Origin of the sequence: Flammeovirga sp. SJP92, from assembly GCF_001583495.1 — a bacterium.
Taxonomy (GTDB): domain Bacteria; phylum Bacteroidota; class Bacteroidia; order Cytophagales; family Flammeovirgaceae; genus Flammeovirga.
Genome location: NZ_LQAQ01000111.1, coordinates 243,193 through 255,328, shown reverse-complemented (window position 1 = coordinate 255,328; position 12,136 = coordinate 243,193). Strand labels below are relative to the sequence as shown.

General features: G+C 34.0%; 6 protein-coding genes. 2 read left to right on the top strand and 4 right to left on the bottom strand.

What is annotated here, in order from left to right:
• Position 1 precedes the first annotated feature (1 nt).
• Entirely contained in the window at positions 2-1,348 is a 1,347-nt protein-coding gene (locus tag AVL50_RS29055) for a flippase (protein ID WP_062620965.1), read from the top strand.
• A 44-nt stretch (positions 1,349-1,392) separates the two neighbouring features.
• Here the strand turns inward: AVL50_RS29055 and AVL50_RS29050 are convergent, their stop codons facing one another.
• The 3 genes from AVL50_RS29050 to AVL50_RS29040 all read right to left on the bottom strand — a co-directional run bounded on the left by AVL50_RS29050 (position 1,393) and on the right by AVL50_RS29040 (position 8,822).
• Positions 1,393-2,847, bottom strand: coding sequence for a LysM peptidoglycan-binding domain-containing protein (locus tag AVL50_RS29050; RefSeq protein WP_062620963.1), 1,455 nt, complete (start codon positions 2,845-2,847; stop codon positions 1,393-1,395).
• A 308-nt stretch (positions 2,848-3,155) separates the two neighbouring features.
• Positions 3,156-5,720 (bottom strand): FG-GAP repeat protein, encoded by a 2,565-nt coding sequence (locus AVL50_RS29045; RefSeq protein ID WP_082796059.1) that lies wholly within the window; start codon positions 5,718-5,720, stop codon positions 3,156-3,158.
• 567 nt (positions 5,721-6,287) lie between these two features.
• Positions 6,288-8,822, bottom strand: coding sequence for an FG-GAP repeat protein (locus tag AVL50_RS29040; protein WP_062620959.1), 2,535 nt, complete (start codon positions 8,820-8,822; stop codon positions 6,288-6,290).
• Positions 8,823-9,088: 266 nt separating this feature from the next.
• On the opposite strand from AVL50_RS29040, the gene AVL50_RS29035 reads away from it, so the two are divergent.
• Positions 9,089-9,568, top strand: coding sequence for a glutathione peroxidase (locus tag AVL50_RS29035; protein WP_062620957.1), 480 nt, complete (start codon positions 9,089-9,091; stop codon positions 9,566-9,568).
• A 281-nt stretch (positions 9,569-9,849) separates the two neighbouring features.
• Here AVL50_RS29035 and AVL50_RS29030 read toward each other — a convergent pair whose 3' ends face one another.
• A complete protein-coding gene (locus AVL50_RS29030) occupies positions 9,850-12,090 on the bottom strand; it encodes a GH92 family glycosyl hydrolase (protein WP_062621087.1) in 2,241 nt (746 codons plus the stop codon).
• Between the last annotated feature and the right edge of the window lie 46 nt (positions 12,091-12,136).

The window sequence follows — 12,136 nt, the reverse complement described above, 5'->3', positions numbered from 1 at the left end:
CATGAGAAAAATTTTCGAGGATTTTAATAATTGGCGGAAAAAAGAGGGTGTCGTTGCCATCTTTAAAAACCTCAATTGGCTCGCTTTTGATAAAGTTTCAAGGATCTTAGTTGGTCTCTTTATCAATGCTTGGGTAAGGAGATATTTGGGTGTTGAAGATGTTGGGCTTTGGGAGTATTCCATCGCCTTAACTGTGATGTTTACGAGCATCGCCACTTTTGGGCTTGAAAGAATTGTAATAAGAGATTTACTGAGTACTAAATTTAAAGAGGAAGACGTTTTAGGCACTTCCTTTTTATTTAGGGCTTCTACTTCATTACTGAGCGGATTAGGAATTGTGGCATATATCTACTTTTTCTCGGAAGTAGAATCCTCACTGCTGATGATGTTAGGTATATTGGGTGCTTCAGGGCTATTTTTTCAGACCAGTGATATCATACAATATTTTTACCAAGCTCATTTGGATGTTAAAAAGACTGTAATTGTCAAAAACATCTCATTTATCTCTTTTTCGCTTTTTAAAATATTCTTGATCTACAACGAAAGCAGTTTGTTTTTCTTTGCTCTTGTCAACACTTTGGATATTTGCATAGGCAGTATATTCTTACTAGGTATTTACGCTTTTGAGACCAAGAAAATAAGGCTTTGGAAATTCAATATACAATACCTAAAAGAACTGTTTAGAGATTCTTGGCCTTTAGCCGTTTCGAGTTTAGCCTTCATTATTTATTCCAAAATTGATCAAATAATGCTGGGTGATTTAAGAGAGTCTACTTATGATGTTGGTATTTATGGTACAGCAAGTAAGCTCTATGACATACCAATTTCAGTCATTGGAATTATCTTAGCGTCCATTTACCCGCCCTTTATTGAGCTATGGAATAGAGACTCAAAACAACAGTTTTATGACCGTTATAAGAAAACTACTTTAGGATTGACAGTTTTAGCTTATTTAGGATGTCTATTTAATTGGTTCTTTGGGGAATGGATTATCTTATTTCTATTCGGCGATGCCTTTTTACCATCTTATCACATCTTCTCAATTCAGTGCATTGGAGCTATATTTTTATTCAATGCATCTTTAAGGTCAAATTATTTATCCCTTTCTAATAATCAACATATTATAATGTACAGTACCATCTTGGGAAGTATTATCAATGTGGGGTTGAATCTTTATTTGATACCAGAATATGGCGGTACAGGAGCAGCCTATGCTACATTAATTACTCAGTTTTTCAGTTTATATGTAGTGAATATCTTTTTTAAAGAGACAAGAAAAATTTCTTTGATTCAGGTCCGAAACTTATTTTTAATAGATGCCTATCTTTTCCTTAAAAGAAAGAGATAGACACCTATCTTTAATTCTGATTAATGGTATTAAAGAGCTATCAATTATTGGCGAATATAAACTCTTAGTTCTTGACCTGGATGAATCACATCTGAAGATAATTCATTCAGCTTCCTGATATCCTCTGGCTGGATATCATATTTATTTGAAATAGTACCAATGCTTTCTCCAGGTAAAATTTTATGATCAAAGAACAACGCTGGAACTCCTACCTTTACCACTTCATTATTTTTCAAAATTCTATCCATAGAAATAGGTTTACCTTCTGCATCTAATACCTTTTTTTCCGGTACTTTATAATGATTGGCTATACTGATAACGGTTTCACCAGCTTTACTTTTATGCTTAAACCAGAAATCTTCTTTCTTATTATCATTCATAGCTGAAATTTGTCCCATTATAAATCCACTCAATTGGTTCAGTCTCTTTTCTTGAGCTGGAGTCAATTTATTCGTTCTTTCAGCTTGTTCAATCATTGTAATTCCTTCCTTCAGCTTTCCAATTCCATAAGTGTAATTTCTAAGATCAGCCATCTGTTTCAAAATATCCCCTTCTAGCTTTTTAAAGTAAAGGTCAGATTCTGTTAAAGTCTCTTCTGTTGAAGAATTCATTTCCTCTCCTGTATCAGAGCTACTATCTATTGATGTACCACTAAAAGAAAGTATAAAGCTAAAAATTGTTGAGATAAAAAGTCCTAAAAGAAAAGAAATTGAACCAATAATTGTATATCTGATTTTGTTCTTTTTTGATAAACCTCTTCTTCTATTAACAGGCCCTGACTTTCTTTTTAACCTTGAAGTAGATGGTGCAGGTTCCGTGACTTCCACTTCCTGTTCCTGTGCTTTTACCTGAGATGCTTGTTCCCTTTTTAATTCCTCATCAATTAACTCTACTCTTTTTTGAGCATTGGTCACCCCAACTTCTGCCGCTCTTGCAAAGAATTGTCTTGCTTGGTCAATATTTCGAAAAGTACCCATTCCCTTCTCACACATATCACCTAATAAATAAAGGGTTTCTCCATCTAGCAATAGATCATCAGCATAATCGTAAGCTATTGCTTTAAAAGTCTCATCATACAACTCTTGTTTATAAAGACTTTTAATATCTAACAATTTTTGTGTACGATCTAATTCCGGTAATTTCAAGGCAAATAATAAGTCTTTTTCATGCTGCCTTAAAGACTCTTCATCTTTCTCATTAATAATTTGCTCAACTTTACTCTGAATTTCTTCAGAATAATTGTCCAACATTCGAATTGTATATTGAATAGAACCAAAAACATAAGTATCCGTACTTTCTGACGTTCCTTCAAAAGAAAAAGTAGCTCCTGCTTCAAAGGAATCTACAGGTTCATTGGCTATTATTCTGGGAGAAAGGTCTGAGATTACGAGTACCGCATCCTCCTCTAGTTTACCATAAAAAACTTTACATCTATCACCAATTACAATTGGTGTTTCACGATTAAACTGATAACGCTCTTGAAGTTCCTGTATTGTCATATTTAAAAAGTTCTATCCTTTTTTGAGTAATATTTTACCATTATCCTAATCTAGGAAATTTATTGAAATCATGTTTCAAAAATATTATTTTTCTGTAAAAGAAAAAGGCTATTTCATCTCTGAAATAGCCTTTTTTGAGCTTTAAGTACTAAGCCGAAAATAAATGATAATTAATTCTTAGTTTTTTTTGCGAGTACAACGCTCAAAAACAAATAAATAGTGGTTCTATTTAAAGTTTTTGAAAGGCAGTAATCGGAAAAAACAATATGAATTAGTGTTATTTAATTTTGGCTTAGTACTTATAAGGATTAATACCTAAATGTATAAACTAAGTTTGCTTTAGTATCAACAAGTTTAATAATTAAATGATCGCTATTTACATTTAATTTCACATTGCCATTACCATCTACTTTTCCATTTTGTAATAATCTTCCATCAGCACTAAAAATTGAATATGAATATTCATTATTTGATAAATCGATAAATTGAAGAGCACTCGAAGCACCTCTTAATAGAGGATCAGTATTCAACAATTTCGGTACACTGTTCTGTAATTCACTTGCTAATGATCCACCAGATACTTCACGTAAATTACTAACACCTACAGGATAGTTGAATGTAAAGAAGAATTGCTCAGGATTCTCCTCTGCTAATACAACTACATGATCATCATGAAATCTTACCCCAGTACCAAAACGAATGGCATCTGTTTCGCCTGCAGGAACAAACAATGCAAGTGAATCATATGTAGAATTAGCAACATCTACATTGTAAAGATATGCTCCACCATGTACTTCTTCACCATAAGCACCAACTAATAAAGATCCACCTTTTAGTTTCACATCAGAACCAAAACCATCTCCATGACTTGATGACGGATTATTAATTGTCAAGTGCGGAACATTTGAAGTCCAAAGTGCTCCAGAATTCTTTTCGAATATATGTACTTTTCCAATAAGGTTTGATGAACTTACATAATCTGTAATTGCAATTCTGTCACCTTCAATATCTAAGTGTATTCCATATTGGAAACCAGAATTATCAGGAGATACCAACTCTACATCAGGAGTAACAGAAGTAGTGTTAAAACCACTAGCTGGCAGGTTATAAACATATGCAGTACCTCTCCATGAATTTTTACCTAATGCTCCAACCAAAATTGCATCATCAGATAAACGGATTTGATGTCCAAAATACTCATTCCCTCTTGGAGAAGGTGAAACTAAAGTTGTCACTTTTGAACCATCTTTCCATGAAGCTCCTGTTTTTGTAAAGTAGAAACCTCTACCCGTGTAGCCTGAATATCGATATGCTCCAACTACAATTTCAGAAGATTTGTTATCAACAGAAAATCCAAAATAGCCAGAGCTTCCTAAAGGATTTTTTAAAGTTTTAGTTTCTGTTGCATTTGCCCAGCCACTTGCAGGCTTTTCATAGACATAAACAGTATTAGATGCTGGTGCTCCAACTACAATATCGTCACCATGAATAGAAACAGCAAAACCAAACATATCATTATTGCTTCTGTCAGATGGTGTCAATTTCGCTTTTAGCAACCACTTCCCGTTTTGTCTTTCGTAAACAAATGCTGTTCCTGACATCGTTTCAGTAGTTTCAAAAGCACCCAATACCATTACATCTCCATCAATGTCCAAATGTCTTGATCTTGTGTAATTTGAACGAGGTACACCTGTTGCATTACCGAAGAAATAAAGTTTGTCAATTTCTTTCACTGGAGCAGCTACCACAAGTTCACTATTTCCAAAATAACATACTTCTTTTCCGAAAAGATCTCCTTCTTGACCATCTTCAGCCACATAAGTTTTGACTAATCTAGCCGAATCAGCAACAAAATTAAGGGCATATTCATACACCTTGCCTTTGTTATTGTTTTTGCTTCTAGCACTAATTGCTATTCCGTTTCCACTTATGCTCAAAGCAGCACCGAAATGATCATTATTCACTAGTTCAGACTCAGTAATACTAAAAGCTTCCTTTCTGTCAGTCCAATCAGAACCTGCAGATTTCTTGAAGATTTTCACTGAACCTTTTTTCGATCGTCCATACTCAGTAGCAGCAATAAAATTTCCATCTTCAGATATAGATACATGCATACCTAATTGAAAATCTGGAGCAGATGAAGTTAATTTAGCTTTAGCAGTGATAGTAGATCCAACTGATGAATCAATATCAAAAACATACAAAGCACCCGTCCAAGAAGAGTTACCTATAGCTCCTGATACTAATGTGCTTCCTGCTAAAGCAATTTCATGACCAACATATTCTTTTGAGCTTGGAGATGAAGAAGTTAAAGTAGTTAGCTTAGGGGTCTGTGTGCTCCACTTGCTCCCCGCTGATTTTTTATATAAGGCAATTCTACCTTGATAATTATAGGCCTTAAAAGCACCTACTGCAATTTCGTTGTCTCCAAGAGCAACGGAATAACCAAAATGATCTCCTGTATGATAAGGAGAAGATAATTCTAAAGTTTCAGTCATGTCTGACCAGCCTGAAGCAGGTTTTTCATAAACATAAACTTTACCCGATAATGGAGCTCCAACAACAATCACATCATCATTGACTGCAATTGAAAATCCAAATAAGTCATCGTTAGCCAATAGACCTTTAGAAGATCTTAAAATGGCTACATTTTCCCATACATTGTTTACATTTTTGTAAACATAGGCCGCACCTGCATAATCTGAAGATCTAATACCTCCGACTACCATAATGTCACCATGTTTTTCAATACTGTTAATATCTTGATACAAATCAAGATCTGGAGCAACACTGTAACAGTATGAAATGTTAGACATGAGGAGGAGGAGTACGCACAAAGACATGTTACGCACCCAGAAATAGTTCGCTTTCATTGTTTTGAGTTTAATTTAAAATCGTTAAATAAAATTTAATAAAAAGTACTTTTGACAAAAGTATTGATTAATATTTAAATAGCAAAGGAGTTATTTATTTTTTGTAATATTTATTTTAACTTCACAAAGGGTTTTTAATTAATTCACTCAAAGATAACCTGTTTTAAATTTGTTTATCAAGTCAGTTTTTATTGATATAAATATTGTTATATGATTTATAATTACATTCTCATCTAAAAAGCCAATAATGATCAATTCATCTACATACAGATGAATATCAAGTCGTATTATTACAACAATTCCATCAAAAATTAATTCGCATTCAAAAAAATTAGGCTATTCCAAAAAATGAAATAGCCTTATTCTACTGACTCTATAGTTGTAACCTAATTCAGATAAGTACTAAATCAAAAATAAATCATAGTTAATTCTAATTTATTTTTTGTAAGTACAACGCTAAAAAACGTATTAATAGTGGTTCTATTAAAAGTTTTTTTGAAGGAAGCAATCGCAAAACAATAAATAGAATTAGTATTAGATAATTTTGAATTTGTACTTAATTATTCACTAATATCTAAATGTGTATTTCGTTTTAGACTTCGATTCAATAAGCTGTATGATAAAATGAGCACCTTCAGTTTCTAATTCAATCTGTCTTTTAGAATTTAATTCTCCCTTTTGTAATAATTTACCATCAACACCTATAACAGAATAGGAATAATGTTTAGACTGAAGGTCTACAAACTGTAAAATCCTTGACACGTGTCTTAACACAGGATCTGTATTCAATAATTTAGGAATAGCAATTAAGTCTTGATCTTTTATTGAAGTAACAGCACTAATTGTAGGCAATGTGAAAGTATGAAGAAAGTCTCCTTTTCTATTCCCTGCCAAAACCACTAAATGGTTTTCCATCAATTTTAGATCAGCACCAAATAAATCATTTTCTTCACCTCTTTCTAATTGATAATTGAAAATCCACCTCGCATTATAATCAGTAAGTTGATAAACATGAGCTGATCCAATTTTGTTATCACCATAAGATCCAATTGCAAGAGTATCACCTTTTATATGAATTGCACTCCCAAAACCACTTCCATCTGCTGGGTTTGGATTTTCGATTACATAACTTTCTGTCCTATCAGTCCATAATTTGCCTTCTTCTCTCTGGTATACATAAACGTTTCCATTTACATCTCTTCCATAATCAGTAACAGCAATAGTATTCTGATTTAAATCGAAATGAATTCCAAATTGATAATCTTCACCATCATTGGATACTGAAAGGTCTACAGGTGGAGTGTTAAGATCCAATTCTCCATTAGGTGGAATATTGTAAACATAAACGGTCCCTTTCCAATTGTTATTCCCTAAAGCTCCTATTGCTATTGTATTCCCTTCAATTTTTAAAACATGACCATAGTATTCATTGACTTGCGGTGATGGAGAAGTTAGATTATGTACTGTTAAATCATCAGACCAAGTGGCTCCATCTCTTCTATAAAGGTAGGCACTACCTTGGTAGTTATTAGTTTGGTACGCTCCCACTAAGATTGTTTTATCTTGCACATCTACAGAATAACCAAAGTAACCTTTGTTTATAGGCGAAAGTGCTCGAGTTTCTTTCATACTTTTCCATGTCTCTGTAGATGACTTTTCAAACACATAAGTCTTCTCTGCGTTTGGTGCTCCTACAACAATTACATCTCCTTGGATCGCAACTGCAAAACCGAACATATCTCCCTTTTGGCCATCACTTGGTACTAACATTGCTACCTCAACCCACATTTCATTCTCAAAATGATACACAAATGCAACTCCTGAATGATCTCCGTCATAAGCACCCATCACCATATAATTACCATCAATGTCAATATGTCTAGACTTGGTATAATATTCTCTATTGAATGGACCTTCCTGATCTCCAAAGAAATATAATTTATCGTTTTCTTTTGAAGGAGCAGCCACAATCAATTTTCCTTCCCCAAAATAACAAAGTTCCTTACCAAAAAGATGCCCTTCTTCAGCATCATGTGCCTCATAAGTATTAATCAAACTTACAGATGGTTTATCATCTGCAATCGAATATTCATAGACTTTACCTTGTCCATTATTCTTTTCTCTTGCACTTATTGCTATTCGATTTTCATTAAAATTCAATGCTGAACCAAAAAGATCTCCATTGACAATGTCATTTTCGCTGATATTAAATTTTTCTGTTCTATCACTCCAAGCTTCAGTATCTGATTTCACAAACATTCTCACCGAACCGGCTTTACTACGTCCATATTCTGTAGCTGCAATAGTATTTTGATCCTCTGATATTGCAAGGTGAATTCCCAATTGATAATCTGGTGATGACGCTGTTAGTTTTGCCATTGGAAGTAAAGTCCCCTCAACTGTTTTTTCAGCAGTTATATCATAAACGAACAATGCTCCATTCCAAGAAGAATACCCTAATGCTCCTGTTACTAACGTAGTACCTTGTAATACAATCTCGTGACCAACATATTCATTTGTTGTTGGAGATGCTGACAGCAAAGTAGTAAGAGTTGTATTTTGTTCACTCCATTTTTCATTTTCCAATTTTTGGTATAATGCAATACGACCTTGGTAATTATACGCTTGATAAGCTCCCACAGCAATTTCATTTGCTCCAATTGCAACTGAATAACCAAAATGATCACCTCGTTGATAAGGTGTCGATAAAACAGCAGATTCTGTCATATCTTCCCATCCTGTTTCAGGTTTTTCAAAAACATAAACTTTTCCAGCTTTTGGAGCCCCTACTACAATAGTAGTTTCAGTCAAAGCGATTGAATAACCAAACCAATCATCATCTGCTTCATTATTTACAGAAGAACTCAGAATTGCAATCTTGTCCCAAGTATTATTTACATTTTGATAAACATAAACTGCCCCTTTGTAGTCTGATGATTTAAAACCACCTACCACCATGATATCACCCTGTTTTTCGACACTATTTATATCATTATATAAATCAATATGAGGAGCAACATCAGCAGAATAAGCCAATATTGATGTTAAAAAAAATAAAACACATAATACGATATTACGCATTTCTAAATAGTTTGCTTGCATTTGCTTTATAGTTGTTGAATAAACAATAGATTTGTGCAAATATCTTTATCGAAAATGATAATTCAAAAAAAGAAACCCAACTTTCATCACTCACAACATCATTTTAGTGTATTTTGTTATTATTCTTATTTCATTCGAAATACTAATAAAAAAGTAAAACATTAAGAGGATTTTTATGTTTATTTATATTGATGATTGATTATTCACTTTCATATCATCATCTTTAAATTTTATAAAATTTCAATCAATATTCCAGCAATAAAAATATGAGTACACCATTTTATGACTTCTCTGCAAAAAACACGTTAGGAGAAGATATAGCCATGAGTGACTTTGAAGGAAAAACGGTATTAGTGGTGAATACTGCTACACAATGTGGTTTAACTCCCCAATTTCATGGATTAGAAGAACTATATCAAAAATACAAGGATAAAGGTTTAGTGATCATTGGTTTTCCGTGTAATCAGTTTGCTAGTCAAGAACCTGTTGAAAATAAGGATATGGTCTCTACTTGCCAATTAAACTATGGCGTGACTTTTCCACTTACTGCAAAGGTAAATGTGAATGGCTCGGATGCTCACCCTATTTTTAAGTTTTTGAAAAAGGAACTTCCAGGCACGCTTATCAATGCCATCAAGTGGAATTTCACAAAGTTCTTAATTGATAAAAATGGAAATCCAGTAAAGCGTTTTGCTCCAAATACTGAACCTCAAAAAATCGAAGGTGATATTTTGAAGGTATTATAAATTTTAATTTGATGTCAGACGTTATTTTGAAATTAAACAGATAGCGATCTGATATTAAGCAGTTGAACAATTAAAATCGGAAGTTTTGGATTTTCTTTTTTAGCCCACTCTGCGTTAGAATATCATCACGTAGCTTCGGCTATGCTCTTCTATTCTGCCTTGATTAGACTAAAAAATAATAATTCAACTTATCCCAATTTTAAATGTGCAACTGCTTAGTGCATATAAAAAAGTCAAGGCCTTTCAGCCCTGACTTTTTTTATACAGTTTGTAGTGATTCTCTATTTTGTAGTAAAGATAATTTCCTTAGCTCCCACTAAATCTTTGTGAGAAATAAAGTACCCTTTCTTCGTTTTTCCATTCACTTTGATGGATTGAATATGGTTTGTATTTCCACCTTCTTTTTTAATGACAAGCTCATCAGTTCCCCAAACATCGTGATCTAGTTTGATCGTCACTTTATCAAAAGCTGGAGTAGTTAATGCGTATTGAGGTGTTGATGGTGCATCTGGATAGAAGCCCATCATAGAGAAAACTACCCAAGCTGACATCGTACCTGTATCATCGTTTCCGGCAATACCGTCAGGCTTGTTCGTGAAATATTTCTCTCTTAATTCAATTACCTTGTCTTGTGTTTTGTATTCTTTTCCTTTGATGTAGTTGTAAGCATAAGGATATGCCATATCTGGCTCATTGGCCATATCGAATTGATCTTTTTCGAAGATCTCATCTAAACGGTTGACGAAAGCTTTGCTAGCGCCAAACTGCTTTACTAAACCAGGAATATCATATTGTACCATTAGGTTGTATTGATAAGCATTCCCTTCTACGTACCCGATATTGTGCTCAAAGTTTGCACCATGTGCTGGATCAAATGGTTCGTGCCATTTACCATCCATGTGTTTCGGTCTTAAGAAGTTTGACTCTTTGTCAAACATCTTTTTATAACCCATTGAACGGTTATAGAACTCTTTGTACTTTTCTTGATCACCCAATTCTTTTGCAAACTGAGCAATACTCCAATCTGCCACCGTATATTCTAATGTTGTTGAAACTGAACCCCAAAGTTTATCTTCTAATTCATCTTCTACAGGAACATAACCGTATTTTATATAATTGTCTACACATGGTCTTACCGGGTTACCTCCTTCAACAGGGTAAGCTGATTTAAGAATGGCTTCAAATGCTTTCTGCTCATCAAAACCTCTTAGTCCTCTTAAATAAGTATCCGCTACGACGATTGCAGCAGGATCACCTACCATCGTAAATGTCTCTGTTCCGTTTAATTCCCACTTTGGTAACCAACCTGTTTCATCATAAATATCCAACATGGTATTGACCATATTCAATTGTTGCTCTGGATAAACAAGCGTCATCAATTGGTGCAAGTTTCTGTAAGTATCCCAAAGACTGAAAACAGTATAACGTTCACCTTCTGTTTTCTTTGTTTTACGCGTTTTTGCTTCAGGGTATTCTCCATTTACATCACTCATTACATTCGGGTGAATCATAGAGTGATAAAGGGCTGTATAAAAAACAGTTTTGTCATCATCAGAACCTCCTTCTACTTCAATTCTTGATAATTTTTCATTCCAATTGTCTTTGGCTCTGTTGGCAATTTCATCAAATGAAACGTTAGCAACTTCTTTTTCTAAATTCTCTCTTGCATTTTCGATACTTACATAAGAAATCCCAATTTTTACTTCTACCTCAGTCGCTACTTCAAAATCATAAGAGAAATAAGCTCCTAATGAATCACCAATGATTGGGTAATAAGCATCTTCAATAATTCTTTGCTGACCATTGTAAGCAGACATCCATTGTGCTTCAATGCCATCAATTTTGTTGTGCTGTTGCCAAACTCCTGTTCTATCTGCTTTCTTATTTACTTTCATCACGAAGTAAACAGGATAAATAGTTTTAGGATTATTATAGCAGAAAGACCCTATCATTCTCATTCCTTCGATCTCCTGATCATTGACAACTTTTACCATTGCACCACTTTCATTAGAAAGGGCTTGACCTAAGTTCAAAAGTAAATTGGCTTTACCTGCTGGGAATTTATATTTACTAATCCCTGCTCTTTGTGTCGCCGTCACTTCAGTTGCAACTTGATATTTCTCTAAAAAGTTAGAATAATACCCTGCCTTAGCTGTTTCTTTTGAATAAGTAGTACCGTATTCTGATGGATGAATATTCAAATCGCCCGTTGTCGGCATTACAATAACTGCTCCTAAATCAGGACAACCTACACCACTTAAGTTGACGTGGCTATAACCTGTAAAAATGGTATTTTCATAAGCATATGGGAAGGACAACCAATCGCTGTCTTTTTCCATTTTATTGCCTTTACCTGATGTATTAAAAGGAACTACTGAAACCATACCTCTTGGTGCAATTGCTCCAGGGTTAGTGGCTCCGTAATTTGAAGTTCCGATAAATGGGTTCACATACTCCGTGTAATCTTGTGCTAAAAGTGAAGTGCTCAAGAAAAGAGTTAATAAGTAAAATACTTTTTTCATTGCATCTATTTTGAAATTAAGCCCCATGCCTAAGTAATACACATGG

What these genes read in the sequence shown, in the direction of transcription:
- AVL50_RS29055 (WP_062620965.1), top strand. Translation starts at nt 2, where the DNA reads ATGAGAAAAATTTTCGAGGATTTTAATAATTGGCGGAAAAAAGAGGGT.
- AVL50_RS29050 (WP_062620963.1), bottom strand. Translation starts at nt 2,847, where the DNA reads ATGACAATACAGGAACTTCAAGAGCGTTATCAGTTTAATCGTGAAACA.
- AVL50_RS29045 (WP_082796059.1), bottom strand. Translation starts at nt 5,720, where the DNA reads ATGAAAGCGAACTATTTCTGGGTGCGTAACATGTCTTTGTGCGTACTC.
- AVL50_RS29040 (WP_062620959.1), bottom strand. Translation starts at nt 8,822, where the DNA reads ATGCAAGCAAACTATTTAGAAATGCGTAATATCGTATTATGTGTTTTA.
- AVL50_RS29035 (WP_062620957.1), top strand. Translation starts at nt 9,089, where the DNA reads ATGAGTACACCATTTTATGACTTCTCTGCAAAAAACACGTTAGGAGAA.
- AVL50_RS29030 (WP_062621087.1), bottom strand. Translation starts at nt 12,090, where the DNA reads ATGAAAAAAGTATTTTACTTATTAACTCTTTTCTTGAGCACTTCACTT.